Source organism: Lysobacter sp. SCRH-1R (genome assembly GCF_057747855.1).
The window spans coordinates 4,063,929-4,089,502 of sequence record NZ_CM173227.1 but is presented as its reverse complement, the minus strand read 5'-3'; the positions used below and the strand labels follow the sequence as shown (position 1 = coordinate 4,089,502).

The window sequence follows — 25,574 nt, the reverse complement described above, 5'->3', positions numbered from 1 at the left end:
CCGGGCGCGGAACAGGACTTGTCCACAGGTGGATTAACAGGTAGTCCACAGGCTTGCCGCCTTTGCCGGCTGCGCCTCCAAAGTTCGCGCTGCGAACTTTGGGCCCCGTGTCCGTACTATCCACACCCCGCTTCGCGCAGGCGCGAAGCGCCCCCTAACTTAGGGGGCTGATGTCGCTCCGTTTTCCGTGAGCCACTGGTTCGCAGCGGGCGCACGTAGAGCACGGTTGACCGGGGACTCCTCGGGCCGCTAGAATCCGCGGTCCATTTTGCCGTTTACGCATCGAGCCGAGCCATGGCCACCAAGCGCACCTACCAGCCCAGCAACCTCAAGCGCAAGCGCGACCACGGTTTCCGTGCCCGCATGGCGACCGCCGACGGCCGCAAGGTCCTCGCCCGTCGTCGTGCCAAGGGCCGCAAGCGTCTTTGCGCCTAAGCGTCGCCGCTGCCGCGCCTTGCGGCAGCCGCACACCGGCCCACGCCGGTAGCTTCAGATGACGTCGGCCCGCTTCCCGCGCAGCGCGCGGGTTCGCGCGAAGCCCGATTTCGACCGCATCTTCCAGCACGGGCGACGCACCGCGTCGCCCGTGCTGGCTTTGCATTGGCTTCCCGGCGACACGCCCGCGCGACTCGGCCTGGCCGTGTCGCGCAAGGTCGATCCCAACGCCGTCGGTCGCAACCGCATCAAGCGCGTCCTCCGCGATACCTTCCGTCGCCTGCGCGGGCAGCTCCCCGCGGGCGATTTCGTCGTGGTCGCGCGCCCGCCCGCGCGACAGGCCACCGGGCCGGAACTCGTCGCCGCCTTCCGCGGTCTGCTCCAGCGCAGCGGCGCCCTGGCGCCCGCCGCGTTGCCCCTGCCAGCCGCGCCCGGCACAATGCCGGCCGCTTCCCCTTCCGCCCCTGCGCCGCATGTCGATCGCGGCTGAGCCTGCCTGTCGCCCATGAACCAGACCCGTGTCTTCCTGATCTTCGCCTGGCTGATGGTGGCGACCCTGCTGTGGATGGAGTGGGGCAAGGAGAAGGCCGCGCCGCCGGTCCAGGCCCAGACCGCCACGACCGCGGCCGCTGCCGGCAGCATCCCGGGCCCAGCGGCAACGCCGGGCGCCGTGCCGACCGCTCCGAGCATCGCCGCCGCGACGCCGGCGGCATCCGCGACGCCCGCCGCCGCGCAGGCCGTCACCGTCACCACCGACGTGCTGAAGCTGGTCCTCGACGGCGGCGAGATGCGCCAGGCCGACCTGCTCCACTACCCGAGCACCGCCGATGACGACAGCGCGCCGGTCCGCCTGTTCGCCACCGATCCGGCCAACTACTTCGTCGCCCAGAGCGGCTGGGTGAGCCAGGGCGGCCAGGCGCCCACGCACCAGGCCGGCTTCGTGCCCGAAGGCGGCAAGACCGCTTTCACGCTGGCCGATGGCGCGAACTCCATCGAGGTTCCGTTCGTCTGGACCGGCAGCGACGGCGTGACCATCCGCCGCACCTACACCTTCACCCGCAGCAACTACGTCGTGCAGGTGCGCGATGAGGTGATCAACGCCGGCACGCAGCCGTGGCAGGGCTTCGTCTACCGCCAGCTCAGCCGCGTCCCGCGCGCGCTGGTGAAGAAGGGCCCGATGAGCGCCGAGCAGTACAGCTTCCAGGGCGCCGCGTGGTACTCCAGCGCCGACAAGTACGAGAAGCGCAAGTACGACGACTTCGTCGACGACGGCCCGCTCGACAAGCAGGTCACCGGCGGCTGGATCGGCATGCTCCAGCACCACTTCTTCGCCGCCTGGATCCCGGGCGACAAGGACACCAGCACCTTCTCGCTCGCCACGCCCAGCGGCACCGGCGGCACGCAGTACCTCATCCGCGAAGTCGGCCCGGGCGTCACCGTCGCGCCGGGCGCGAAGGCCGAAACCACCGCGCGCCTGTGGGTCGGCCCGAAGCTGGTCAAGGCGATCGAAGCGCAGAACGTCCCGGGCCTGGATCGCGCGGTCGACTTCAGCAGCTTCAGCATCATGGCCACCATCGCCGGCTGGCTGTTCTGGGTGCTTGAGTGGATCTACGGTCTGGTCGGCAACTGGGGCTGGTCGATCGTCGGCCTGGTCTTCCTGATCAAGCTCGCGATGTACCCGCTGTCGGCCGCGCAGTACAAGTCGATGGCGAAGATGCGCAAGTTCCAGCCGCGCATGGCGCAGCTGAAGGAACGTTACGGCGACGATCGCCAGAAGCTCCAGATGGCGATGATGGAGCTGTACAAGAAGGAGAAGATCAACCCGGTCGGCGGCTGCCTGCCGATCCTGCTGCAGATGCCGATCTTCCTGGCGCTGTACTGGATGCTCTCCGAGTCGGTCGAACTGCGCCACGCGCCCTGGATCGGCTGGATCACCGACCTGACCTCGCGCGATCCGTTCTTCGTGCTGCCCATCATCAACGTCGCGATCATGTGGTTCACGCAGAAGTTGAACCCGACCACCGGCATGGATCCGATGCAGGCCAAGATGATGCAGTTCATGCCGCTGGTGTTCGGCGTCATGTTCGCCTTCTTCCCGGCCGGCCTGGTGCTGTACTGGGTCACCAACGGTGCGCTGGGCCTGCTCCAGCAGTGGTGGATGGTGAAGAAGTACAGCGAGGAACCGGCGAAGGCGACGACCTGACGGTCCGCCCCGGACGACCACGAAGCCCGCCACCCGGCGGGCTTTGTTTTTCCGGCGCCGCGAATCCACGCTAACTTTGGCGGGCGCGTTTGTGCGATGGAAGAGGTGTTACCCCGAAACCGAGTAACGCCTTGAAGCCACCCGCGAAGACGTGCCCGATCCCCACGCCTTGCGTCATCGGATGGAACTCGACGACGACGCGGAGCGGAAGCTGGCGCGAGATCACTTCAAGAACAACCCCGGCCCGAATGAGCACTGATCCCGACCGCGACACCATCGCCGCCATCGCCACCGCACCCGGTGCGGGGGGCGTCGGCATCGTGCGGCTTTCGGGGCCGCGCTCGCGTGCGATCGCCGAAACCCTGAGCGATCGCGCGCTCGTTCCACGCCAGGCGCATTACGTGCGCTTCCGCGATGGCGAAGGCGAGACGATCGACGACGGCATCGCGTTGTACTTCGCCGCGCCCGCCAGCTACACCGGCGAGGACGTGGTCGAACTGCAGGCGCACGGCAGTCCCGCCGTGCTGCACGAACTGATCGCGCGTTGCGTCGCGCTCGGCGCACGTCGCGCGCGTCCGGGCGAGTTCAGCGAGCGCGCGTTCCTCGAAGGCCGCCTCGACCTCGCCCAGGCCGAAGCCGTCGCCGACCTCATCGCGGCGGCCGACGTGCGCGCCGCACGCGCGGCCCGTCGTGCACTGGATGGCGAGTTCTCGCGTCGCGTCGAGGCGATCGGCGACGAACTGCTCGCGATTCGCGTCCACGTCGAAGCCGCGATCGACTTCGCCGACGAACCCATCGACACGCTCGGTGGCGCGCAGCTGCGCATGCGCCTGGACGACACCGCGCTCGCGCTCGACGAACTGCTGAAGGCCGCCGAGCGTGGCCGCCGCCTGCGCGATGGCCTGCATGCGGTGATCGTCGGCCCGCCCAACGCCGGCAAGAGTTCGCTGCTCAACGTGCTGGCCGGCAGCGAGCGCGCCATCGTTACCGACATCGCCGGCACCACGCGCGACCTGCTGCACGAAACCATCCGCATCGACGGCGTCGAACTCACGCTGGTCGACACCGCCGGCCTGCGCGAAGGCGGCGACGCCATCGAACGCGAGGGCATGCGCCGCGCACGCGGCGAACTGCAACGCGCGGATCTCGCGCTGGTGGTGCTGGATGCGCGCGATCCCGAAGAGGGGCGCGAGTCGGTGGGCGATGCGATCGCCGGCGTGCCGCTGCGCGTGTGGGTCCACAACAAGGCCGACCTGCTCGATGCCGCCGCATCGAACACGGCCGACGCGCTGTACGTTTCCGCGCGCACCGGCGCCGGCATCGACATGTTGCACGCACGGCTCCGCGAACTCGCGCAGGGCAATGCCGATGCCGCCGGCGAAGGCGCGTTCACCGCGCGCGCGCGCCATGTCGATGCGCTGGCGATCGCGCGCGAACACCTCGCGCAGGCCCGCGCCGAACTCGATCGCGAGGCGCTCGACCTGGCCGCCGAATCGCTTCGCCTCGCGCACGACGCGCTGGGCGAGATCACCGGCCGCGTCCACGCCGACGACCTGCTGGGCCACATCTTCTCGAGCTTCTGCATCGGCAAGTAGCCCACCGCACCTTTGACGCGGATCAAGGCGCACGCGCCACATGCGCGGGACAGTGCGCGCACCACCGCACGCGAGCGCCCCATGCAGACCATCGAAACCGACGTGATCGTGATCGGCGCCGGCCCTGCCGGCCTGTGCCTGGCGCGCGCGCTGCAGCGCAGCGGTTTGCGCGTGACGGTGCTTGAACGCGAGGCCGAGGCGGGCCTGCGCGCGCCGGCGTTCGATGGACGCGAGATCGCGCTGACCCAGCGCTCCGTGCGGCTGCTGCGCGAACTGGACATGTGGCGGAGGCTGCCGCCCGACGAGTGCCATCCACTGTGCGAAGCGCGCGTGTTCGACACCGACGTGCGCGACCCGATGCGGGTCGGCGGCAGCGACGAACCGCTGGGCTGGCTCGTGCCGAACCACGCGATCCGCGCCGCGGCGTTCGAAGCGGCCGCGGCCTCTGGCGACGTCGAGCTCCATGCCGGCGTGCGCATCGCGGGCGTGGACACCGACGCGATCCGCGCACGGGTCGGGCTCGAAGACGGCCGCGTCTTCACCGCGAATCTCATCGTCGCCGCCGACGGCCGCTTCTCGGAAACGCGCCGCGCGCTCGGCATCGCCACGCGCATGCACGATTTCGGCCGCGCCATGCTGGTCTGTCGCGTCACGCACGAACGCCCGCACGAGGACACCGCATGGGAGTGGTTCGACCATGGCCAGACGCTGGCGCGACTGCCGCTCGGCCGCGCGACGCCGGCGGGGCATCGTTCCTCGATCGTGCTGACCTTGCCGTCGACGCGGATGCGCGCGGTGCAGGCGATGGACGATGCGGCCTTCGCGGACGACATCGCGGGCCGGTTCGACGGCCGGCTCGGCGCGGTGTCCGAGCCTGGCGAGCGACACGTCTATCCGCTGGTCGGCACGTGGGCGACGCGTTTCGTCGGCACGCGCGCGGCGCTGCTGGGCGATGCGGCGGTGGGCATGCATCCGGTGACGGCGCACGGGTTCAATCTCGGACTGCTCGGCGTGGAGCGGCTCGCGAGGGAGCTGCGCGAGGCCGCGCAGGGCGGTGCCGATCCGGGCGAACCGGCGCGGCTGGCCCGCTACGAGCGCGGGCATCGCATCGCCACGGCGCCGTTGTACCTGGCCACGCGCGGGGTGGTCGGACTGTTCACCGATGACCGGCGGCCGGCCCGAGCGGTGCGCGCCGCTTTGTTGCGCACGAGCGCGCATTTCCCGCCGTTCCGGCGCCTCCTTGCCGCGTTCCTGGCCGACCGGCCGGGCAAGAACGGGCTTGCGGACCGTCAGACGACGGGCCGCCACGGTTTTGCTGAACAGGGCGATGGGCGGCCACGGGGCGCCGACCGATGGTAGGCTCGACGGGTCGTTCGCTTGACAAACGGGGCCCGCTCACGCGATCTAGTCCCGTGTGCTCGTGACGGCGCACTTCAGGGGAGCTTTGCCAATGACGTTCGTTAATCCACAAGACCGGCGTTCGCGCCGACTGTCTGTCGTATCGCACCTGTCCGTCGCGCTGGCCCTGGGCTGCGCGCTGGCGGCATGCCAGAAAGAAGAACCCGCACAGCCCACCGCCGCCGCACCGGCCGCGACCCCCCAGGCCGCGCCTGCGGTCACGGCGGAAACCGCGGTGTCGGCCAAGGTCACGGCACTGACCGCCGACCAGCTGCGCGACGCCGCCCGCAAGGCGTATGCGGAAAACCGCCTGTACGCACCGGCCGGCGACAACGCGGTCGAGTACTACCTGGCGCTGCGCGACAAGGCGCCGGGGGACGCCGCCGTCTCCAGCGCACTGACCGACCTGCTGCCGATGACGGTCATCGCGACGGAGCAGAGCGTCAATCGCGAGGACTTCGCCGAAGCCCAGCGCCTGGCCGCGCTGCTGGAGAAGGCCGATGCCCAGCATCCGGCGCTCGCGCGCCTGAAGACGAGCATCGCCGCGCAGCAGGACGCATCGGTCAAGCGCGCGGCGCAGCAGCAGCTGAGCGCCGAGGAAGAGGCCAGGAAGAAGGTCGAACTCGAGAAGAAGCGCGCCGAGGACCAGAAGAAGCAGCAGGAAGAGGCCGCCCGCCAGCTCGCCGCCCAGCAGGCCGCGAGCAGGCAGGCCGACGACAAGGCCGCCGCCGACCGCGCCGCCGAACAGCGTGCGGCCGAGGCCCGCGCCGCCGAACAGCGCGCCGCGGAACAGCGTGCCGCCGCGGCCCGCCAGGCCGCCGCCGCGCCGGCCACGGCCGATGCGAGCGACCTGCGTCCGCTGTCGATGCCGCCGCCGCGTTACCCGCCGGAAGCGCTGCGCGCCGGCACTTCGGGCGAGGTGCAGGTCGAGTTCACGGTCGGCACCGACGGTTCGGTCACCGCCGCCCGCGTGGTGCGCTCCAACCCGGCGCGCATCTTCGATCGCGAAGCGGTCAACGCGGTGCGCAAGTGGCGCTTCCAGCCCGTCGATGCGCCGGTGACGACCCGCCGCACGATCGGCTTCAACCCGCAGAGCTGATCGCGCGCGGCGGCGAAGGTTGGGGGACCGACGCCACCGCGGGCGCTCCGCAAAGCAACGCTGCAAACGAAAGGCCCGGCGAATGCCGGGCCTTTCTCTTTGGTCGGGTTCCACACCCTCCAGCACTCGCCACACTCACCCCGAAATCGCCAGCCGCTCCTGGTGATAGCGCCGCACCGCGACCAACCACAGCAACGCCGCCACGGCGAAGCCGGTGCCGAGGTAAATCCCCCACGTGCGCAGGTCGATCGCCTCGCCGCGGATCACCTTCAGCAGCATCTGGTTCTGCGCGAGGAACGGCACCATGAACTGCCACGCCTGCGTCTTCACCGGATTCACGATCAGCGCGATCGTCGGGATCATCGGCAGCAGCATCAGCCACGTCATGTGGCTCTGCGCCTCCTTCAGGCTCTTCGCCGCTGCGGCCAGGCAGGTGAGCAGCGTCGTGCCGATGAACACCATCGGCAGCAGGATCAGCAGCATGCGTCCGATCGACGCGAAGCTCACGTCGAGCATGCGTCCGACGCCCGTGCTCATCTGGGCGCTGAGCTTGAATGCAACGAGCGTCAGCAGCAGCGACAGCAGCCCCATCGCACAGGCGGCGGCGATCTTGCCGCTGACGATCGCACCGCGCGAAGCCGGCGTGGCGAGCAGCGGTTCGAGCGACTGGCGTTCGCGTTCGCCGGCGGTCGCGTCCATGATCAGGTACGCGCCACCGATGAAGGACATCAGGATCAGCAGGTACGGCATGATCGCCGCGAGCATCAGCCCGCGCTTGGCTTCCTCCGTCGCCAGATCGCGGCTGCCGACGCTCACCGCTCGCACGATCGAAGGATCGATGCCGCGCGCCAGCAGGCGCAGCGCGCCGACCTGCGCACCGTAACCTTCCAGCGCCGCACGCACGCGCGCGCTCGGGATCTCGCTGTCGCGCCGCGTCGTGTCGGCGACGATCTCCACCAGCCCCGGCTTCCCCGCACGCCAGTCATTGGCGAATTCCGCATCGATGCGCAGCGCCACGTCGAACTCCTGGCGCACGATCGCCGCATCGACATCCTCCGGCGCTTTCACCGCACGGATGCCCTGCGTGCCGAGGAACGCCACCAGATTCGGCGCGCGTTCGATGCCGACCGTCGGCACTTCGAGCACGCGATCGAGCTGCGTGCGGGCGCGCGATTCGGCGAGCGACCCCATGCCGATCATCAGCACCGGATACAGCAGCGGTCCGAGCAGCAACGCGAGCGCGAGCGTGCGCCGGTCGCGCGAGATGTCGCGCAGTTCCTTGCGCATCACCGACCACATCGACGCGAACATGCCGGGACGATGGCGATTCATCGAAGCGGCGCTCATGCGTGCAGGCCCTCGTCCGAACCGATCGCCCTGACGAACGCGTCCTCCAGGTTCGCCTCGCCCGTCTGCTCGCGCAGCTCATCGGCCGTACCCGACGCGACGACGTGGCCCTTGGCGATGATCACGATGCGATCGCACAAGGCCGCGACCTCCTGCATGATGTGGCTGGAGAAGATCACGCAGCGTCCCTCCGCGCGCAGTTGTTGCAGGAATCCGCGCATCGCGCGCGTGGTCATCACGTCCAGTCCGTTGGTGGGCTCGTCGAGGATCACGTTGCGCGGATCGTGCACGAGCGCGCGCGCGATCGCCGTCTTGGTGCGTTGTCCCTGCGAGAAACCTTCCGTGCGGCGATCGAGGATGTCGTGCATCTGCAACGCGTCGGCGAGCACCTGCGTGCGCGCCTCGATCGCCTGTCTCGACATGCCGTGCAGTTCGCCGAAGTACGCGATGTTCTCGCGCGCGGTCAGGCGCTTGTACACGCCGCGCGCGTCGGGCAGCACGCCGAGCGCGCCGCGCACCGATGCCGGATCGCGCGTCGCATCGACGCCGTCGACCAGCACCTGTCCGGCGTCGGGTTTCATCAGCGTGTACAGCATGCGCAGCGTGGTGGTCTTGCCGGCGCCGTTGGGGCCGAGCAGCCCGGTGATCTCGCCATCGCGCGCGGTGAAGCGCACGCCTTCCACGGCGCGCACCACGCCGGTGGGCGTCCTGAAACTCTTGTGCAGGTCCTGTGCGACGATCATTCGGTCACGGCTCCCATCCGTTGTATCCGGTGAACGGCGGCACGTAGCCCACCGAATCCAGGCACTTCGCATCCAGCGACTTCGCGTCGAGCGATTCGACGAACTGCCCGACGAGCTTGGGCAGGCACCCGGTCGCGCCGACGTTGTGACCCTGGCCACGCAGCACGAAATGGCGGCCGTTCGGCAGGCCCTTCAGCACGCGCTCGCCATACGCGGGCGGCGTGACCGGATCGATCTCGCCCGACAGAAGCAGCGCCGGCACGTCCGATTTCAATGGTGTATCGAACGACGCCGGACGCGTGCCGTGCGGCCACGAAGTGCAGGCGGCGAAGAACGCCGGGCCCGTTTCCGCGCCGAGCACGGTGTCGGCATCGGCCGGATCGGGCGTGTAGCGATCGGCGTCCTCGGCGCAGATCACCGACCACTGCATCGCGCGCGACATGCGCCCGTCCATGCTGCGCGTGGCCAGCTGCGCGAGCGCCATCAGCGGTGCGTACTCGCCGCGGTCGGCTTCGTCGATCACCACCGGCATCAGGGACATCATCTGCGGCATGTACGAGAACAGGTGCGTGAGACCGACGACGGTGTCGGCGGTCAGCGTGTCGCGACGCCGCTGCGCGGTGGCGGGATCGCGGAAATCCACCTGCACCGGCGTGGCCTCCAGGCGTACCTTCAGGCCACGCAGCTGCGTGCGCAGGTCGCGCGGATAGCGTTCGCGACACGTCGGCAGCGACTGGCAATGCGCCGACTGCAGCTCGAGCGCGCGTTCGAACGTGCGTGCGAACTCACCGCCGACGACCAGGTCGTTCGGCGCCACGCCATCGAGCACGAGCGAACGCGTGTGCTGCGGATAACGCGCGGCGTACTGCTGCGCCACGCGCGTGCCGTACGACACGCCGACGAGGTTGACCTGTTCGACGCCGAGCGCGGCGCGCACGGCATCGAGATCGCCGATCGCCTGCGTCGTCGTGTAGAAGCGCGGATCGGCCTTGCCTTCCAGCGCCTTCGCGCAACGTGCGGCGAAGGCGGCGACGGCGTTCGCGTCGACTTCCTCGTCGGCCGGCAGGCGCAGTTCGGTGCCATTGGCGTCGCGGCACGCGAGCGGGCTCAGCTTGCCCGTGCCGCGCTGGTCGATCAGCACCACGTCGCGATGCTTGCGCACTTCGCGCAGCGCGACGTCGACTTCGGTCGCGTACTCGGTGGCCGCCTGCCCCGGGCCGCCGGCGAGGAAGAACACCGGATCGGGCGCCTTCGACCCCTTGTCGCCGGCGGGCAGCCACGCGACGTTCAGCGGAATGCGGCGGCCGTCCGGGTGCAGCGGGTTCTCGGGCACGTCGAACCGGGCGCATTGCGCGTCGATGCTGGACGAGGCGAGCGCGCCCGACAGCGTGCAGGGTTCGAAGGCGATCGAACCGAAGGTGCGGCGGCCAGCGTCCTTCGGCGACGTCGCGGTGGCCGCGTCATCGCCTGGGCTGCAGGCGGCAAGGCAACAGAGCGCCGCGAGCGCGGCGATCCACGTGTGACAGGTGCGCATCGGGTCCCTCGCGCGACGTGAAGGCCGCCAGCATGCCAGAGGCGCCGGGCGCTTGGATTGCACGCGCCATGGCGGTTGGATCTTCCGCCGTCATCCGGGGAACGCGGGGCGAAGCGCGAAGCCCTACTTGCTGCTGACGTACTTCTCCCGCCGAACCTGCGGCACGGGAAGTCCGTATTCCTTCAGCGCCTCGAAGCACGCATCGACCATGTTCGGGTTGCCGCACAGGTAGGCGATGTCGTCGGTCGCGTTCGGCCCGAATTCGCCGAGGAACTGCTGCACGTAGCCGTGCCGCACGTCGGCATGCGCGTGTGGCGACCCCGGCGACGGCAGCTCGCGCGAGAAGCACGGGACGAAGCGGAAATGCCCGGGATGCCTGTCGGCGAATGCGCGGAACTCGTCGCCGTACAGCAGTTCCTCCGGATTGCGCGCGCCGAACAGCAGCACCACGCGCACGCCGCGCTCGCGGATCAGCGCCTCCAGCTGCGGCAGCATCGCGCGGTAGGGCGTCACGCCGGTGCCGGTGGCGATGAGCAGGTAACGCGGGTTCGCATCGGTCGGCATCAGGCAGAAGCGGCCGAACGGGCCGCTCGCATCCACGCGCCCGCCTTCCTCCAGCCCTTCGAACAGCGCCGTCGCAGCGCCACCGGGCACGTAGCTCACGGCGATCTCCACCGCCTCGCCCGGGCCCAGCGCGTGATCATGGATCGTCGCCAGCGAATAGCTGCGCTTGGTCGCGGTGCCATCGGCGTACTGGAAATGCACCTGGATGAACTGGCCGGGGATGAAATCCAGCGGCTGGCCGTCGTCGCGCACGAAGGTGTAGTGGCCCACGCTGGGGGCCAGCATGCGACGGGAAACGAGCTTGAGCGGGAAATGCGCGATGGCCACGGCGGTACCGACGATGATGCAACAGTGTGTGGCCGGAGCGCCCACACGGGGGCGCCTATACTACCGTCTATCGCCGCGAGGCCGCGGCACAGGCCTTCACCGATGACCCCGGCAACCGCATCCCCGCCCGCGTCCCCCTCCATTCCCGCGCTGCGCGTCCGCGATCTGCGCAAGACCTACGACAACAAGGTGCAGGCGCTCAAGGGCGTCTCGCTCGACGTCGCGCCCGGCGACTTCTTTGCGCTGCTCGGCCCCAACGGCGCCGGCAAGAGCACGCTGATCGGCATCGTCAGTTCGCTGGTGAACCTGAGCTCCGGTTCCGTGTCGATCTTCGGCGTCGACCTGCAGCGCGAGCGCGACGCCGCGATGCGCCTGATCGGCCTGGTGCCGCAGGAGCTGAACTTCAACATGTTCGAGAAGCCGGTCGACATCCTCGTCAACTACGCCGGCTTCTACGGCGTGCCGCGCGAGGAAGCGTTGCAGCGCGCCGAAGTCGAACTCAAGCGCGCGCACCTGTGGGAGAAGGCGACGGTGATGAGCCGCACGCTCTCCGGCGGCATGAAGCGCCGGCTGATGATCGCCCGCGCGATGATGACGCAGCCCCGGCTGCTGATCCTCGACGAGCCCACCGCGGGCGTCGACATCGAGATCCGCCGCGGCATGTGGAAGACGCTGAAGGAAATCAACGGCGCCGGCACGACGATCATCCTCACCACGCATTACCTGGAGGAAGCCGAGAGCCTGTGCCGCAACCTCGCGATCATCGATCGTGGTCGCATCGTCGAACAGGGCCCGATGAAGGCGCTGCTGGCCAAGCTCGACGTGGAAGGCTTCCTGCTCGACATCGACGGCACGCTGCCGGCGCAATTGCCAGCGATCGAAGGCACCACGCTGGTGGCGACCGACGACCACACGCTCGACATCGAAATGCCGCGCGCGATGGACCTCAACCGCGTGTTCGCCGCCTTGGGCGAAGCCGGCATCCGCGTGCGCTCGATGCGCACCAAATCCAACCGGCTGGAAGAACTCTTCGTGCGCCTCACCGGTGAGAACGCGCAGGACAGCACGGCGCAGACGCCGCCGGAGCAGGTGGCATGAACGACATGACGCAAACCAGCCTCGAACTCTCCGCCACGCAGCGCAACTTCGTCGCGCTGGGCACCATCGTGCGTCGCGAAGTGAACCGCATCCTGCGCATCTGGGGCCAGACGCTGGTGCCGCCGGCGATCACGATGACGCTGTACTTCCTGATCTTCGGCGGCCTCATCGGTTCGCGCGTGGGCATGATGGACGGCATCAAGTACATGGATTTCATCGTCCCCGGCCTGGTGATGATGAGCGTGATCCAGAACAGCTACGGCAACATCTCGTCCTCGTTCTTCGGCGCCAAGTTCGGCCGGCACGTGGAGGAACTGCTGGTCAGTCCGATGCCGAGCTGGGTGATCCTCACCGGGTACGTGACTGGCGCCGTGCTGCGCGGGCTGATGGTGGGCGCGATCGTGCTCGTCATCGCGATGTTCTTCACCAAGGTGCGCCTGCCGCATCCGTTGATCACGCTCACCACGGTGATCTTGGGCGCGACGATCTTCTCGCTCGCCGGATTCGTCAACGCGGTGTACGCGAAGAAGTTCGACGACATCGCGATCGTGCCGACGTTCATCCTCACGCCGCTGACGTATCTCGGCGGCGTGTTCTACTCGGTGAAGCTGCTGCCGCCGTGGGCCGAGGCGATGACGCATGCGAACCCGATCTTCTACATGGTCAACGCATTCCGCTACGGCCTGCTCGGCGTGTCCGACGTGCCGGTGTGGGTGGCGTACGCGCTGATGCTGGGCTTCGTCGTCGCACTGGCGAGCCTGGGCCTGTGGCTGCTCAAGCGTGGCGTGGGCCTGCGCAGCTGATGCGCATCCTGGTGCTCGGCGCCGGTGGAACCGGCGGTTACTTCGGTGGACGCCTCGCGCAATCCGGCGCGGACGTGACGTTCCTCGTGCGTCCGGCGCGTGCGGCGGAACTCGACGCGAACGGCCTGCGCCTGCGCAGCCCGCTGGGCGATGCGGACCTGCGCGTGGCGCACGTGACGGCCGATGCGTTGCCGCAGCTCGCGAAGGCGCGCCCGTTCGACATGGTGCTGCTGAGCTGCAAGGCCTACGACCTGGACAGCTCGATGGACGCCATCGCACCGGCGATGGGCGAGGACACCTGGGTGCTGCCGATCCTCAATGGCCTGCGCCATTACGCGCCGCTGGACGAACGTTTCGGCGCGCGGCGCGTGGTCGGCGGGCTGTGCTTCATCAGCGCGATGAAGGGCGCGGACGGCGAAGTGCGGCATCTCGGCCAACCGGCGTCGATCACCTTCGGCGAGCGCGTGGACGAGGGAGAACCTCACGCCGACAGCAAGCGAACCGCGGCGTTCGCGGCGCTGTGCGCGCGGGCCAACGTCGATCACGTGCGTTCCCTGCGCATCGCGCGCGAGCAGTGGACCAAGTTCACCTTCCTCGCCACGCTCGCCGCCGGCACCTGCCTGATGCGCGCGCCGGTGGGCCGCATCGTGGCGGCACAGGGCGGCGACGCGTTCATGCGCGCGCTTTACGCCGAATGCCTCGCGGTGGCGCAGGCCGAAGGCGAGCCGATCGAAGAGGCGGCGCAGCAGACCGCGCTGGCGACGCTGACCGCGCCGGGCTCGCCACTGAAGGCGTCGATGCTGCGCGACCTCGAAGCGGGGCAGAAGGTGGAGGCGATGCAGATCGTCGGCGACATGTTCCTGCGCGCACGCAACGCCGGCATGGAAGCCCCGCTGCTGGCGACGGCCTGGGTGCACCTGCAGGCATACGAAACCGGCCGCGCGACGGCCTGAATCACCCGCGCCCCGCTTTTTGTAGCCCGGGTAAGCGAAGCGCACCCGGGTTCGCCTTGCCGAAGCAGGAGCCCCGGTGCGGCTACGCCCGCGGGCTACATAGGCCAAACCGCGACCGCCCTACGGCCGATCGAACCGGTACCCATATCCCCTCACCGCATGCAGATAGCGCGGCTGCCGCGCGTCATCGCCCAGTGCGGTCCGAAGGAGGGCGACGATCTGCCCCAACGCGCCCGGCGGCACGTCGTGGTGGCCCCAGACCTCGTCCAGGATCTCCTCCGGCGAGAACACCTGTCCCGGCGAGCGCGCCAGCAGGCACAGCACCGCGAACGCCCGCGGATCCAGCGGCTGCACCTCGCCCGCGCGCAGCAGGCGCCGCCCGGCGAGGTCGAGCGTGATGTCGTCGAAGGCGAGCACGGGCGGGTCGGGGCAGGTCATCGGCGCGGCGGGATTCACCCATTACCCGATACGGTACGCGCCGCCGGAGCCGGCCCCCCCACCTCCGGGCGCCCACGCCGGGCGCGCCCGATGGACGGCGTCAGCGTTCCGGCAGGCGGAAGAACGCCCGCGCGGTTGCCGTGGTGATCGCCGCGGTGGTCGTCACCTCCTCGCCGCGATCGCGCGCCAGCTCCTCGACGATGTGGGCCAGGTACATCGGCTCGTTGCGACGATGCGACGGCGCCGGCCTGATCGTGCGCGGCAGCAGGTAGGGCGCGTCGGTCTCGATCATCAGCCGTTCCGCCGGGATGTGGCGCACGAGTTCGCGCAGATGCTGGCCGCGGCGCTCGTCGCACAGCCAGCCGGTGATGCCGATGTGCCAGTCGCGGTCGAGGTAATCGAACATCTCCTCGCGCGTACCGGTGAAACAGTGCACCACGGCGGGGCCGAGGCGGCCGTCGAAGTTGCGCATCACCGACATGAAGTCCGCATGCGCGTCGCGCTGGTGCAGGAACAGGGGTTTCCCGGTCTCCGCGGCGATCTGCAGCTGCATCTCGAACGCTCGCCGTTGCGCCGGACGCGGCGAGAAATCGCGGAAATAGTCGAGCCCGCACTCGCCGACCGCAACCACTTCGCTGTGCGTGTGCAGCTCGCGCATCTCCGCGTCGCATTCGACCGTGTACTCGCTCGCGTGGTGCGGATGCACGCCGGCGGTGGCGAACAGCTCGCCGGGATGCTGCCTGGCCAGCTTCAGCGCCAGCGGCGAATGCTCGCGGCTGGCGCCGGTGATCACCATTTGCGCAACGCCGGCCTCGCGCGCGCGGGCGAGCACGGCGTCGCGGTCGTGGTCGAAGGAGTCGTGGGTGAGGTTGGCGCCGATGTCGATGAGCGATTGCACGTGATTCGTGATTCGTGATTCGTGATTCGATGGCGCGCCGCGCATCCTGCTGGCGGCCGGACAGCAGGCATCGTAACCGCTGCGGCGGCTATCCTTTGTCCAATCACGAATCACCCATCACGAACCACGGCTTGTGACCTTCCCCATCGACCCGCTGCTGCCGCGGATCCGCGCCAGCCTGGCCACGCATCCCCGCCTCGTCCTGGAAGCCCCGCCCGGCGCGGGCAAGACGACGCAGGTGCCGCCGGCGCTGCTGGACGAGCCGTGGCTGGCGGGGCGCAAGATCGTGATGCTCGAACCACGCCGCGTGGCCGCGCGCGCCGCGGCGCACTTCATGGCGCGCCAGCGCGGCGAGGACGTGGGCGGCACGGTCGGTTACCGCATCCGCTTCGAGAACCGCGTATCGGCATCCACGCGGATCGAGGTCGTCACCGAGGGCATCCTCACGCGCATGTTGCAGGACGATCCGATGCTGGAAGAGGTCGGTGCGCTGCTGTTCGACGAATTCCACGAGCGCCATCTGTCCGCCGATCTTGGACTCGCGCTGGCGCTCGACGTGCAGGCCGGGCTGCGCGAGGACCTGCGCATCGTGGTGATGTCGGCGACGCTCGACGGCGAGCGGCTGGCGAACCTGCTCGACGCGCCGCGCCTGAGCAGCGCCGGCCGCAGTTTTCCGGTGTCGATCGCGCACTTCGCGTCGCGTCGCGACGAGGCGCCGGAACACCAGACGCGCCGCGCCGTCGAGCACGCCCTCGCGCAGCATCCGGGCGACGTGCTGGTGTTCCTGCCGGGGCAGCGCGAGATCTCGCGGGTGGAATCGCTGCTCGCGACGTCGCAGGCCCCCGACATCCTCGCCCTGCACGGCGAGCTTCCGGTCGAAGCCCAATCCCGCGTGCTCCAGCCCGATCCGGACGGCCGGCGCCGTGTCGTCCTCGCCACCAACGTCGCCGAATCCAGCGTCACGCTGCCAGGTGTGCGCGTGGTGATCGACTCCGGCCTGGCGCGCGAGCCGCGCTACGATCCCAACAGCGGTTTCGCGCGACTGGACGTGGTGAACATCGCGCAGGCATCGGCCGACCAGCGCGCCGGCCGTGCGGGCCGCGTCGCCGAAGGCTGGGCGTATCGCCTCTGGCCCGAATCGCAGCGGCTGGAGCCGCAGCGTCGCCCGGAAATGGCGCAGGTCGAACTCGCCGGCCTCGCGCTCGAACTCGCCGCGTGGGGCGACGCCGACCTGCGCTTCGTCGATGCGCCGCCGCCGGGCGCGCTCGCCGCCGCGCGCGAACTGCTGCACCGCCTGGGCGCGCTGGAAGGCGGTTCGATCACACCGCTCGGCCGTCGCATGCTCGCGCTGGGCACGCATCCGCGACTGGCCGCGATGCTGCTCGCGCCGCGCGATCGCGTCGAGCAGGCGCTGGCGTGCGATCTGGCCGCGCTGCTGGAAGCACGCGATCCCCTGCGCTCTCGCAGCGATTCGCTCGCCGAACGCTGGCAGGCGCTGGCGGCGTTCCGTGCCGGGCGCATCGGGCCGGAGGCTTCGCGTTCGTCGCTCGCCGCGCTCGACCAGGCCGCGAAGCAGTGGCGACGCCGCCTGCGACTCGACACGGCACCGCCACCGGATGCGCCCGCACACCTGCTCGGCGACGTGCTGCTGCATGCATTCCCCGATCGCATCGGGCGCCAGCATCCTTCCGATCCGTACCGCTACCTCCTCGCCAACGGCCGCAGCGTGAAGCTGTTCGACGATTCCACGCTGTACGGCGAGCGGTGGATCGTGGCGAGCGAACTGCGCGACGAAGCCCGCGACGCGCGCGTGCTGCGCGCCGCGCCGCTGGACGAAACGCGATTGCGCGAGGACTTCCCGCACCGTTTCATCACCGAGGACCGCGTGCTGTGGGACGCGAACACGCGCGGCATCGCGGCGGTACGCGAAACGCGCTTCGACCGCATCGTCATCGAAAGCAGGCCGCTGGCGAAACCCGATCCCGCGCGCTACGCGGACGCGCTCGTCGATGCGGTGCGCCAGCTCGGCCTGCGTGCGCTGCCGTGGACGCCGGCGCAGGAGCAATGGCGCGCGCGCGTGCGCTGCCTGCGTGCGTGGATGCCGGAGCTCGAAGGCTTGCCCGATCTCTCCGACGCTGCGTTGCTGGACTCGCTGGACGACTGGTTGAAGCCGGCGCTCGCCGGAAAGACACGGCTCGACGCGCTGGACGAGCAGGCCTTCGGCGAAGCGCTCAGGTCCGCGACGCCCTGGGCGATGCGGCAGAAGATCGACGCGCTCGCGCCCACGCGCATCCAGGTGCCGTCGGGCATGGAGCGGACGATCGAATACGCCTACGACGACGAGACCGACGCACCGGTCGCGCCGGTGCTGGCGGTGAAACTGCAGGAACTGTTCGGCCTGGCCGACACGCCGCGCATCGCCGAGGGCCGCATGCCGCTCACGCTGCACCTGCTCTCGCCTGGCGGCAAGCCGCTGCAGATCACGCAGGACCTGAAGGGTTTCTGGGACCGCACGTACCCGGAAGTGAAGAAGGAAATGAAGGGCCGCTACCCGAAGCATCCGTGGCCGGACGATCCGTGGAGCGCGACGGCGACGCATCGGGCGAAGCCGCGCGGGACGTAGGGCATCAGCCGCCCGGTGAACGCCATGCCCTCGTAGCCCGGGTAAGCGCAGCGCACCCGGGGTCCACCTCGCCGAGCCGAACATCCCGGGTGCGGCTGCGCCTTACCCGGGCTACAGGAGCGAACCACGGCGGCTCGCTACACTTCCCCCATGACCGTCGCCCTCGACAACGCCGCCTTCCTGCCGTTCAAGCTCGACCTGATCGGCCGGCGCGTGCTGTGGCTTCGGCTGGACGAAACGCAACGCCGCGACGCCGCCTTCCTCGACGACCGTGCGGTCCCGAAGAACGCCGAAGGCGGCTGGGCGTCGATCGACACGCTGCTTTCGCGCAGGGCTGGCACTGCAATGCCCGCGCACGCCATCTTCCACATCGGCCATTGCGGCTCCACGCTGCTCAGCCGCCTGGTCGACACCTGGCCCGACGTGCAGGGCCTGCGCGAACCGCTGCCGCTGCGCACGCTCGCCGAGGCGTGGCCGACGCTGGAGGAGCCGGCCTCGCGCCTCTCGCCCGATCAGGCCGACGACGCGCTGGGCGCGTTGTGGGCGCGCTGGTCGCAGGCGCTGCCGCCGCATTCGCGCAGCGTGGTGAAGGCCACCAGCAGCTGCAACGGGCTCATCGCGCCGCTGCTCTCGCAGCAGCCGCACATGCGCGTCGTACTGATGGACATGCCGCTGCGGCCGTACCTCGCCACGCTGCTCAAATCGCCCAACTCCGTCTTCGACGCCGCGAGCGCCGCCGGCGAGCGCCTGCGCTACCTGCAACGCCACGGCGTCGCCACGCACCTCGCGCTGCATCAGATCCCGCTGCACCGGCAATGCGCGCTGGGCTGGCTGGCCGAGCAGATGCGCTTCGACGCGCTGGCGAACGGCCGCCACGGCGATCGCGTGATCCGCGTCGATTTCGAATCGCTGCTCGATGAGCCCGCCCACGAACTGCATCGCGTTGCCGTGCATCTGGGGCTGGATGCCGCACGCGTGGATCAGGCCGTTGCATCGCCCGCATGGGGTCGCTATTCGAAAGCGCAGTCGCACGGTTACGGGCGCGAGGACCGCGCGCACGATCTGGCGCTTTCGATGCAGACGCACGGCGCGGATATCGAAGATGCGGAAAGCTGGATCGCCGCGCTCGCGGTGAGCTGACCTTTTGCAGCCCGGGTAAGCGAAGCGCGCCCGGGGTTCGCCTGGCCGAAGCAAAAGGCGCCCGGGTACGGCCTGCGGCCCTACCCGGGCTGCAAGCGCCGCGCCGACCCCGCTGCGCTAAGCTCCGCCCCATGTCGGATTTCTCCGTGCAAACGCTGCTCGACACCGGCACCGTCAGGGTGCGCGACGTCTTCTGCGCCGGCACCTGCCGGCATCGCAGCGCGGAGGAATGCGCGGCCAACACGCACCTGGTCTTCCCGTATCGCGGGCTGTACGCGCGCCACGTCGGCCAGGACCAGTCGGTCGCCGACGCCAACCACGTGCTGTTCTTCAACGCGGGGCAGGGCTATCAGGTGAGCCATCCGGTGGAGGGCGGCGACGCGAGCCTGGTGCTGGCGGTCTCGCCCGGCCTGCTGCGCGAGCTTTCCCCGCGCGAACTGCTCGAACGCCACGACGATCCCACCTACCGCCTGCAATCGCTGCGCATCGACCCGCGCGCCCAGGCGCTGGTCGCGATGCTGCGCCACAGCCTGCGGCATGGCGGCATCGAACCGCTGGAAGCCGAAGTGCTGGCGGTGACGCTGATCTCGCGCAGCCTCGGGCCGCGCACCGCGCACGAAACCCGGGCCACGCAGGCGCGGCGGCGGCTGGTCGATCGCGTGAAGGTGCTGCTCGCCAGCGATCTCGGCCGCCAGTGGAAACTCGCCGACATCGCCGCGCACATCGGCGGCTCACCGGTGTATCTCACCCAGGCCTTCGCCCAGGTCGAAGGCATCCCGCTGCACCGCTACCACCTGCGGCTGCGGCTCGCGCGCGCGCTGGACCGGTTGGCCGCGAGCGGGGACATGTCGGCGCTGGCGCAGGACCTGGGGTTCTCCAGCCACAGCCATTTCAGTGCCGCCTTCAAGCAGGCCTACGGCCGCACGCCGTCGGCCTTCCGCGCGGCGACGCTGGCCAAGAGCGCCTGACACGCGTACGCGGTCGAGCCCGACACGCGATCGCTAAAGATTCCGACAGCGGTGCCCTCGCACGGATGGTCCCATGTGCGTGCCCGGAATCGCCGGGCCTCACCGGAGCGTGTCATGAGCGAGAACACCTGTGCCGTCTGCGATTACCCGCTGGACGAGAACCGCGTGGAAGTGACCATTGGCGGTCGCGCCGTCGAAGTGTGCTGCGAGGAATGCGCGCAGAAGCTGCGCGAAGCCGGGCAGGGCGCGTGATGGACGCCGGCACGTTCCTCGCGTCGCGCCGCACCGTGCGCACGCCGTCGGGTCTGATCAGCCATGTCGAGCGCGGCCAGGGACCCGTCGCGCTGTTCGTGCACGGCGTCCTGCTCAACGGCTATCTGTGGCGGCACCAGCTGGAGGCCCTCTCCGATGTCCGCCGCTGTATCGCCGTCGACCTGCTCGCGCATGGATACACGGAGACGGACGACGCGCAGGACGTGTCGGTGACCGCCAACGCGCACATGCTGGCGCAGTTCCTCGATGCGTTGGATATCGACCGCGTGGACCTGGTCGGCAACGATAGCGGCGGCGGCATCTGCCAGATCTTCGCCGCGCTGTATCCACAGCGCCTGCGCAGCCTCACGCTGACGAACTGCGATGCGCACGACAACTGGCCGCCGGAGCCATTCCAGCCCTTCGTTGCGATGGTGGCGGCCGGCGGCCTGCCGGACACGATCCGCGCGATGCTCGCCGACAAATCGGTGTATCGGCAGGCGCTGGCGCCGGCCTATGAGCGTCCGCAGGACGTGTCGGATGCGACCATCGACGCCTACCTGCAGCCGTTCGTGAGCCAGCCCGGCCGGCTCGCGCAGCTGGAGCGCTTCGTCAATGCGTTCGACTGCGATCACACACTGGCCATCGAGGACGGACTGCGACGCCTGCGGGTCCCCACGCTGATCGCGTGGGCGACGGACGACGTGTACTTCCCCGTGGAGTGGTCGCACTGGCTGCGCAAGACCATTCCCGGCACAACGCGACGCGTCGAGTTCGAAGGCGCGCGTATCTTCTTCCCGGAGGAACGCGCGGCGGAGTTCAACCGCGAGCTGCGCGCGCACCTGGCGGCGGCGCTCGAACCCGAATCGCGAACCGGTACCGGCGCGGCAGCGTAGGACGAAGCCATGCATCTTCACCAAACTTCACCGGACGCGCCGATCGTCGTGTACGGCGCGACCGGCCACACCGGACGCTTCATCGTCGCCGAACTGCTGCGTCGGGGCCGCACGCCCGTGCTGTGCGGCCGTGACGTGGTGCGGCTGGGTGAAATGGCGCGGGAACACCCGGGCGTGGTGTGCCACGTCGCCGCCATCGATGACGCAGCCGCACTCGACGCTGCACTGCACGGTGCATCCGCGCTGATCAACGCCGCCGGCCCGTTCCTCGATACCACCGAACCGCTGCTGGACGCGGCGCTGCGCAACCGGCTGCACTACTTCGACACCAGCGCCGAACAGGGTGCGGCGGCGCACGTGTTCGGACGCGATGCGCAGGTACGCGAAGCCGGGATCGTCGCGATGCCTTCGGTGGCGTTCTACGGCGCGTTCGCGGACCTGCTCGCCACCGCGGCGATGGACGAGTGGGACGACGCGGATTCCATCGACATCGCCGTCGGTCTCGACGGCTGGCATCCGACTCGCGGAACGCGCATCACCGGCGAGCGCAATCGCGCCGTGCGCTGGATCGTGGACGACGGCGAGCTGCGGCCATTGCCCGATCCAGCGCCGACGCGCGAGTGGAACTTCCCGCCGCCATTGGGCACGCAGGCAACGGTCCTGCTGACGCTGTCTGAAATCGTGTCGATCGCGCGTCACCTGCGCAGCCGGCGGGTGCATTCGTACATGAACCTGGCGCCGTTGCGGGACCTGCGCGATCCATCCACGCCGTCGCCGGTGGCTTCGGACGAGCGCGGGCGGTCATCGCAGCGGTTCGTGCTGGATGTGCGCGTGCGGCGCGACGGCTACACGCGGTTGGCGATGGCCCAGGGTCGCGACATCTACGCGGTGACCGCGCCGCTCAGCGTGGAAGCGCTGGAGCGTGTCCTCGCCGGCGAGGTTCAAGAGCCGGGCGCTTGGACCGCGGGCGAGGTGTTCGATGCAGCGCGCTTCCTTGGCGCGCTTGCGCCGGAGCATTTCGATCTGACGTTCGAGTATGAAGACGAGGAGAGCGAAGAAACTTCAGAGGCGTGATGCGGCGCCCTCGCTCGTAAGCCCCTCCGCGGAGATCTAGCGGTGAACGCCCGCCTTCGCTGCAACGAAGCCTTTGTAGGCCGGGCAAGCGAAGCGCACCCGGGTTTGAAGCCGAGACGGTCAAAAGCCCCGGGTGCGCTGCGTTTGCCCGGGCTACAGACGCTGGGCGGCGGGAGCCGCAACGGACGAAACGGTGACCCAGCGAACCACGCTTATCGACGCGGCTTCACGTATCCGCCCACATCCGGAACAGATTCGTCCGCAACGATTCCAGCAACACCTGCAATCGCTGGCGATCGCCCCCACTCGCCGCCAGCGCGCGCGCTTCCTCCAGCTGCACCAGCAGTTCGCGGCAGTTGCTGTCGGCGACCCAGCTCTGCAGCCACGTGATCGCGGCGACGCGCACGCCACGCGTCACCGGCGTGACCCGGTGGATCGTCGTGGACGGATACAGGATGGCGCTGCCCGGCTCGAGCTTGTACGACAGCTCCTGCGCGCCCAACTGGATGGTCAGCTCGCCGCCGTCGTATTCGGACGGATCGTTGAGGAACACCGTGCACGACAGGTCGCTGCGGATCGGCGGGGTCGAGGGAAACAGCGCCTCGTCGACGTGCCAGCCATAGTTCATTCCAGGCTCGTAGCGCACGACGGTGGTGCGCGCCATCGTGCGCGGCTGCGCGAACACGCGCAGCTCGCCGTAACGCATCAGCGCGTCACGGGCGATCAGCGCGATCCGCTGGTTCGCCGGATCGTCCTGCGGCGCCTGCAGGTTCTGCTTGATCGTCGAGTCCGGATTGGTGATCCGCCCGTCGCTGAAACGCACCTGCGGCAGCAACTCGCGCACCGCCTGCAGTTCCGCGGCGGAGAGCACGTTGGGCAGGATCCGGATCATGACGGTGCGCTCGGCGGTGGTGGCGGCCATCATCGGCATTCAGCCGGGGGCCGGCAAGCGCGCGGCGCGCTCACGCTGCTTCAACGATGGCTTGCCGACACTGGATTCCGTTTCCGCGATGGGTGCCCACCATGACGAAGCTGACTTCGATCCCCGAACGCGCGCTCGACCTGGCCTCGATGGTCGGCGACAACCTGCGCCACGTCGGCGAGAACCTCCGCCACTCGGTGCCCGCGGTCACCCACCACGCCAGCGAATGGCTTGGAACGGGCGCCAAGCTGGGCGCGCTCAAGGGCGGCGCCCGCGTGGCCGGCGGTTTCGTCCGCCGCAATCCGGTGCTGATCGCCGCCGCCGTCGCCGGCGCGGGCCTGCTCTGGTACGCGGCCAAGCGCCGCGCACGCCGGGCCGAAGAGGAACTGGAGGCGCAGGAGGCGATCGAGGGATCCTCGCGCCGTGTCGAGGCCCGCCGCGGCACCGGTCGTCGGGCGCCGATCCCGCGCCGGACGTCCGCGTCGCGTCAGCAGTCGCGCGTGGAGCATTGATACGCCGCGCCGTATGCCGCTTCCGCTGCTGTGCCGCGGATTGACGGGGACGCATGCCGTGTCCGCGCCTCCTGACGCGGATCAGACAGCTCGCCTCCATTCATGCGAACGATCCCGGCGCTGCATTACGTCGGCGGTGGGAAGCGCACACCAGTCGCGCGAACGCGCAAAGCCGAAAGGGTTCCAGCTTTCGCTGGAATGACGGCGACGTGGTCGCAGAGAGTGCCCATGCGTTGCGGGCCTGGATCCAGGCCTTCGCCAAGTGACGGTGAGTGGTCGCCGGTGAGGGTGCCTGCGCGTGAATCCCGGCTTTCGCCGGAAGGACGGAATCCACGCGGCGCGCTGGCGCGCGCTTTACATGAAGCCGATTCCCGATCCTGAGCGCGAGCCCGTCGCGTCCCGCTGGCTTTGTCGCGCTGGCCACCATCACCAGCCTCGCCGCCTCGCCCCCTCACGCCAACGCAGTCACCGGCGCTTCCGGAAGCTCGATGATGAAGCGCGCCCCACCGTTGCGGCGCGCTTCGTACCACAGCTGCCCGCCGGCGCGCGCGACGATGCGTCGGGCCAGCGACAGGCCCAGGCCGCTCGACAGGCCGTCGTAGCGCGGGTCGTCGTGCAGGCGCACGAACGGCTTGAACAGTTCCTTCTCGCGCTCCGGAGGAATGCCGGGGCCGCGATCGGCCACCACCAGCTGCCAGTACCCCGGCGCGCCCGCGCGTGCGGTGAGCAGCAGTTCGGAATCGGGGGCGTACTTCATCGCGTTGGTGACGAGGTTCTCGGCGACCTGGCGCAGCACGCGCGGATGGATGTTCACCTGCGCCGCCGATTCGGGCAGGCGCAGTTCGGCGCGGATGCCGCGCGCTTCCAGCTGCATCTCGTAGCGCTTGTGCAGCCAGCGCAGCGTTTCGACCAGGTCGGCGCGAGTGGCGCTGGCGGCTTCGTCGGCGCGCTTGTCGGACTGGCTTTCCAGGTAGTGATGGATGTAGCCGAGTGCGTCGTCGGCGCTCTCGTGGATCATCTCAAGGTAGCGCGGCACGCGCTCGGCCTTGCACAGCCCGCTGCGCAGCAGCTCGGCGGCGAAGACCACGCTGCTCAGCGGATTCTTCAGGTCGTGCGCCACCAGGTTGACCAGCTCCTCGCGCTCGCGGGCGACGCGTTCCAGGCGATCGCGCGTGAGCTTCAGGCCGACGTGCGCGTTGACGCGCGCCAGCAGTTCCTCGGGCAGGAAGGGCTTGGTGACGTAATCGACCACGCCCGCGTCGAAGGCGCGCAGCAGCAGGTCGCGGTCGTGGGCGGCGGTGACGAACACCACCGGCACCTGCAACGGACCGAGCTCATGCAGGGCGGCGAGCACGTCGAAGCCGTCCATGCCGGGCATCATCATGTCGAGCAGGATCAGGTCGGGCGGGCTCTCGACGTAGCGCTGCAGCGCTTCCTCGCCGGAGCTGGCGGAGACGACTTCGTAGCCCTGCCGGGCCAGCAGCGTGCCGACCACGCGCAGGTTCACGTTCTGGTCGTCGACGACCAGGATTCGGCCCGAATTGCCAGCGGCTACGACCATGCTGCTTCCGTGTCCCCGGGGCAGCGTCGACCCCCTTCGCGCCGCGGATTCATTGGGACAAACGGTATCAGAAAGGCGGGCGATTGCGTGCATGGCGTCCCCCTGTGCCGGGCCGGTACCGCGTCGGCCTCGTAAGGCGGGACCGCGACGTCCTGTCGCGGTTCGGTCGCCCCGCCGGCTAGAACGCATCG

Annotated in this window: 24 protein-coding genes; 16 read left to right on the top strand and 8 right to left on the bottom strand. The window is 69.6% G+C overall.

The window, feature by feature from the left end; all coding sequences use genetic code 11:
* Positions 1-294 precede the first annotated feature (294 nt).
* The 6 genes from rpmH to AC3ANK_RS18640 all read left to right on the top strand — a co-directional run bounded on the left by rpmH (position 295) and on the right by AC3ANK_RS18640 (position 6,730).
* Positions 295-435 (top strand): 50S ribosomal protein L34, encoded by a 141-nt coding sequence (gene rpmH, locus AC3ANK_RS18665; RefSeq protein WP_036139660.1) that lies wholly within the window; start codon positions 295-297, stop codon positions 433-435.
* 58 nt (positions 436-493) lie between these two features.
* Positions 494-925, top strand: coding sequence for a ribonuclease P protein component (gene rnpA, locus AC3ANK_RS18660; protein ID WP_206861940.1), 432 nt, complete (start codon positions 494-496; stop codon positions 923-925).
* Positions 926-940: 15 nt separating this feature from the next.
* A complete protein-coding gene (gene yidC / locus AC3ANK_RS18655) occupies positions 941-2,638 on the top strand; it encodes a membrane protein insertase YidC (protein WP_484171719.1) in 1,698 nt (565 codons plus the stop codon).
* Positions 2,639-2,886: 248 nt separating this feature from the next.
* Positions 2,887-4,233, top strand: a complete 1,347-nt coding sequence (gene mnmE / locus AC3ANK_RS18650; RefSeq protein WP_484171718.1) for a tRNA uridine-5-carboxymethylaminomethyl(34) synthesis GTPase MnmE — start codon at positions 2,887-2,889, stop codon at positions 4,231-4,233.
* An 81-nt stretch (positions 4,234-4,314) separates the two neighbouring features.
* A complete protein-coding gene (gene ubiM / locus AC3ANK_RS18645) occupies positions 4,315-5,592 on the top strand; it encodes a 5-demethoxyubiquinol-8 5-hydroxylase UbiM (RefSeq protein WP_484171717.1) in 1,278 nt (425 codons plus the stop codon).
* 91 nt (positions 5,593-5,683) lie between these two features.
* Positions 5,684-6,730, top strand: coding sequence for an energy transducer TonB (locus AC3ANK_RS18640; RefSeq protein ID WP_206861944.1), 1,047 nt, complete (start codon positions 5,684-5,686; stop codon positions 6,728-6,730).
* 135 nt (positions 6,731-6,865) lie between these two features.
* Here AC3ANK_RS18640 and AC3ANK_RS18635 read toward each other — a convergent pair whose 3' ends face one another.
* The 4 genes from AC3ANK_RS18635 to AC3ANK_RS18620 form a co-directional block, all read right to left on the bottom strand.
* Entirely contained in the window at positions 6,866-8,077 is a 1,212-nt protein-coding gene (locus AC3ANK_RS18635) for an ABC transporter permease (protein ID WP_484171716.1), read from the bottom strand.
* Entirely contained in the window at positions 8,074-8,820 is a 747-nt protein-coding gene (locus AC3ANK_RS18630) for an ABC transporter ATP-binding protein (RefSeq protein WP_484171715.1), read from the bottom strand. Before AC3ANK_RS18630 ends, AC3ANK_RS18635 begins: the two co-directional genes overlap by 4 nt.
* A gap of 4 nt (positions 8,821-8,824) precedes the next feature.
* Positions 8,825-10,354, bottom strand: a complete 1,530-nt coding sequence (locus AC3ANK_RS18625; RefSeq protein WP_484171714.1) for an alpha/beta hydrolase — start codon at positions 10,352-10,354, stop codon at positions 8,825-8,827.
* 123 nt (positions 10,355-10,477) lie between these two features.
* Entirely contained in the window at positions 10,478-11,203 is a 726-nt protein-coding gene (locus AC3ANK_RS18620; RefSeq protein ID WP_242525278.1) for a ferredoxin--NADP reductase, read from the bottom strand.
* A 144-nt stretch (positions 11,204-11,347) separates the two neighbouring features.
* On the opposite strand from AC3ANK_RS18620, the gene AC3ANK_RS18615 reads away from it, so the two are divergent.
* The 3 genes from AC3ANK_RS18615 to panE are packed head-to-tail and all read left to right on the top strand — an operon-like array spanning position 11,348 to position 14,099.
* Positions 11,348-12,343, top strand: a complete 996-nt coding sequence (locus tag AC3ANK_RS18615) for an ABC transporter ATP-binding protein (protein ID WP_206861948.1) — start codon at positions 11,348-11,350, stop codon at positions 12,341-12,343.
* On the top strand, positions 12,340-13,146 hold the full coding sequence (locus AC3ANK_RS18610; protein ID WP_206861949.1) for an ABC transporter permease: 807 nt from the start codon (positions 12,340-12,342) through the stop codon (positions 13,144-13,146). Before AC3ANK_RS18615 ends, AC3ANK_RS18610 begins: the two co-directional genes overlap by 4 nt.
* The gene (gene panE / locus AC3ANK_RS18605; RefSeq protein ID WP_484171713.1) at positions 13,146-14,099 is read left to right on the top strand and encodes a 2-dehydropantoate 2-reductase; all 954 of its coding nucleotides are present in this window, start codon (positions 13,146-13,148) and stop codon (positions 14,097-14,099) included. The genes AC3ANK_RS18610 and panE overlap by 1 nt, the downstream gene beginning before the upstream one ends.
* A gap of 120 nt (positions 14,100-14,219) precedes the next feature.
* On the opposite strand, the gene AC3ANK_RS18600 is transcribed toward panE, so the two are convergent.
* Both AC3ANK_RS18600 and AC3ANK_RS18595 read right to left on the bottom strand, forming a co-directional pair.
* Positions 14,220-14,537: a winged helix-turn-helix domain-containing protein gene (locus tag AC3ANK_RS18600; RefSeq protein ID WP_206861951.1), complete on the bottom strand. Its 318-nt coding sequence runs from the start codon at positions 14,535-14,537 to the stop codon at positions 14,220-14,222.
* A gap of 100 nt (positions 14,538-14,637) precedes the next feature.
* The gene (locus AC3ANK_RS18595) at positions 14,638-15,480 is read right to left on the bottom strand and encodes a TatD family hydrolase (RefSeq protein ID WP_484171712.1); all 843 of its coding nucleotides are present in this window, start codon (positions 15,478-15,480) and stop codon (positions 14,638-14,640) included.
* Positions 15,481-15,568: 88 nt separating this feature from the next.
* On the opposite strand from AC3ANK_RS18595, the gene hrpB reads away from it, so the two are divergent.
* From hrpB to AC3ANK_RS18565, 6 genes are all read left to right on the top strand, one after another.
* A complete protein-coding gene (gene hrpB, locus AC3ANK_RS18590) occupies positions 15,569-18,058 on the top strand; it encodes an ATP-dependent helicase HrpB (RefSeq protein WP_484171711.1) in 2,490 nt (829 codons plus the stop codon).
* Positions 18,059-18,208: 150 nt separating this feature from the next.
* On the top strand, positions 18,209-19,198 hold the full coding sequence (locus AC3ANK_RS18585) for a hypothetical protein (protein ID WP_484171710.1): 990 nt from the start codon (positions 18,209-18,211) through the stop codon (positions 19,196-19,198).
* A 131-nt stretch (positions 19,199-19,329) separates the two neighbouring features.
* On the top strand, positions 19,330-20,166 hold the full coding sequence (locus tag AC3ANK_RS18580) for a helix-turn-helix transcriptional regulator (protein ID WP_484171709.1): 837 nt from the start codon (positions 19,330-19,332) through the stop codon (positions 20,164-20,166).
* A 114-nt stretch (positions 20,167-20,280) separates the two neighbouring features.
* A complete protein-coding gene (locus AC3ANK_RS18575) occupies positions 20,281-20,418 on the top strand; it encodes a hypothetical protein (RefSeq protein WP_206861956.1) in 138 nt (45 codons plus the stop codon).
* On the top strand, positions 20,418-21,314 hold the full coding sequence (locus tag AC3ANK_RS18570) for an alpha/beta fold hydrolase (protein ID WP_484171708.1): 897 nt from the start codon (positions 20,418-20,420) through the stop codon (positions 21,312-21,314). Before AC3ANK_RS18575 ends, AC3ANK_RS18570 begins: the two co-directional genes overlap by 1 nt.
* Positions 21,315-21,323: 9 nt before the next feature.
* Positions 21,324-22,388 (top strand): saccharopine dehydrogenase family protein, encoded by a 1,065-nt coding sequence (locus AC3ANK_RS18565; protein ID WP_484171707.1) that lies wholly within the window; start codon positions 21,324-21,326, stop codon positions 22,386-22,388.
* A 226-nt stretch (positions 22,389-22,614) separates the two neighbouring features.
* On the opposite strand, the gene AC3ANK_RS18560 is transcribed toward AC3ANK_RS18565, so the two are convergent.
* A complete protein-coding gene (locus AC3ANK_RS18560; protein ID WP_484171706.1) occupies positions 22,615-23,313 on the bottom strand; it encodes a Fe2+-dependent dioxygenase in 699 nt (232 codons plus the stop codon).
* A 98-nt stretch (positions 23,314-23,411) separates the two neighbouring features.
* On the opposite strand from AC3ANK_RS18560, the gene AC3ANK_RS18555 reads away from it, so the two are divergent.
* Positions 23,412-23,822: a hypothetical protein gene (locus AC3ANK_RS18555; RefSeq protein ID WP_206861960.1), complete on the top strand. Its 411-nt coding sequence runs from the start codon at positions 23,412-23,414 to the stop codon at positions 23,820-23,822.
* 451 nt (positions 23,823-24,273) lie between these two features.
* Here AC3ANK_RS18555 and AC3ANK_RS18550 read toward each other — a convergent pair whose 3' ends face one another.
* On the bottom strand, positions 24,274-25,383 hold the full coding sequence (locus tag AC3ANK_RS18550; RefSeq protein WP_206861961.1) for a hybrid sensor histidine kinase/response regulator: 1,110 nt from the start codon (positions 25,381-25,383) through the stop codon (positions 24,274-24,276).
* Positions 25,384-25,574: the final 191 nt, after the last annotated feature.

Excerpts from the sequence above, each read along its gene's own strand:
- yidC (WP_484171719.1), top strand. The coding sequence starts at position 941 with ATGAACCAGACCCGTGTCTTCCTGATCTTCGCCTGGCTGATGGTGGCG.
- AC3ANK_RS18595 (WP_484171712.1), bottom strand. The coding sequence starts at position 15,480 with ATGCGCGGCGCGCCATCGAATCACGAATCACGAATCACGAATCACGTG.
- AC3ANK_RS18550 (WP_206861961.1), bottom strand. The coding sequence starts at position 25,383 with ATGGTCGTAGCCGCTGGCAATTCGGGCCGAATCCTGGTCGTCGACGAC.
- rnpA (WP_206861940.1), top strand. The coding sequence starts at position 494 with ATGACGTCGGCCCGCTTCCCGCGCAGCGCGCGGGTTCGCGCGAAGCCC.
- AC3ANK_RS18575 (WP_206861956.1), top strand. The coding sequence starts at position 20,281 with ATGAGCGAGAACACCTGTGCCGTCTGCGATTACCCGCTGGACGAGAAC.
- AC3ANK_RS18615 (WP_206861948.1), top strand. The coding sequence starts at position 11,348 with ATGACCCCGGCAACCGCATCCCCGCCCGCGTCCCCCTCCATTCCCGCG.
- AC3ANK_RS18560 (WP_484171706.1), bottom strand. The coding sequence starts at position 23,313 with ATGATGGCCGCCACCACCGCCGAGCGCACCGTCATGATCCGGATCCTG.
- AC3ANK_RS18565 (WP_484171707.1), top strand. The coding sequence starts at position 21,324 with ATGCATCTTCACCAAACTTCACCGGACGCGCCGATCGTCGTGTACGGC.
- AC3ANK_RS18640 (WP_206861944.1), top strand. The coding sequence starts at position 5,684 with ATGACGTTCGTTAATCCACAAGACCGGCGTTCGCGCCGACTGTCTGTC.
- panE (WP_484171713.1), top strand. The coding sequence starts at position 13,146 with ATGCGCATCCTGGTGCTCGGCGCCGGTGGAACCGGCGGTTACTTCGGT.
- ubiM (WP_484171717.1), top strand. The coding sequence starts at position 4,315 with ATGCAGACCATCGAAACCGACGTGATCGTGATCGGCGCCGGCCCTGCC.
- AC3ANK_RS18625 (WP_484171714.1), bottom strand. The coding sequence starts at position 10,354 with ATGCGCACCTGTCACACGTGGATCGCCGCGCTCGCGGCGCTCTGTTGC.
- AC3ANK_RS18635 (WP_484171716.1), bottom strand. The coding sequence starts at position 8,077 with ATGAGCGCCGCTTCGATGAATCGCCATCGTCCCGGCATGTTCGCGTCG.
- AC3ANK_RS18620 (WP_242525278.1), bottom strand. The coding sequence starts at position 11,203 with ATGCTGGCCCCCAGCGTGGGCCACTACACCTTCGTGCGCGACGACGGC.
- AC3ANK_RS18630 (WP_484171715.1), bottom strand. The coding sequence starts at position 8,820 with ATGATCGTCGCACAGGACCTGCACAAGAGTTTCAGGACGCCCACCGGC.
- AC3ANK_RS18600 (WP_206861951.1), bottom strand. The coding sequence starts at position 14,537 with ATGACCTGCCCCGACCCGCCCGTGCTCGCCTTCGACGACATCACGCTC.
- rpmH (WP_036139660.1), top strand. The coding sequence starts at position 295 with ATGGCCACCAAGCGCACCTACCAGCCCAGCAACCTCAAGCGCAAGCGC.
- AC3ANK_RS18585 (WP_484171710.1), top strand. The coding sequence starts at position 18,209 with ATGACCGTCGCCCTCGACAACGCCGCCTTCCTGCCGTTCAAGCTCGAC.
- mnmE (WP_484171718.1), top strand. The coding sequence starts at position 2,887 with ATGAGCACTGATCCCGACCGCGACACCATCGCCGCCATCGCCACCGCA.
- AC3ANK_RS18610 (WP_206861949.1), top strand. The coding sequence starts at position 12,340 with ATGAACGACATGACGCAAACCAGCCTCGAACTCTCCGCCACGCAGCGC.
- AC3ANK_RS18570 (WP_484171708.1), top strand. The coding sequence starts at position 20,418 with ATGGACGCCGGCACGTTCCTCGCGTCGCGCCGCACCGTGCGCACGCCG.
- AC3ANK_RS18580 (WP_484171709.1), top strand. The coding sequence starts at position 19,330 with ATGTCGGATTTCTCCGTGCAAACGCTGCTCGACACCGGCACCGTCAGG.
- AC3ANK_RS18555 (WP_206861960.1), top strand. The coding sequence starts at position 23,412 with ATGACGAAGCTGACTTCGATCCCCGAACGCGCGCTCGACCTGGCCTCG.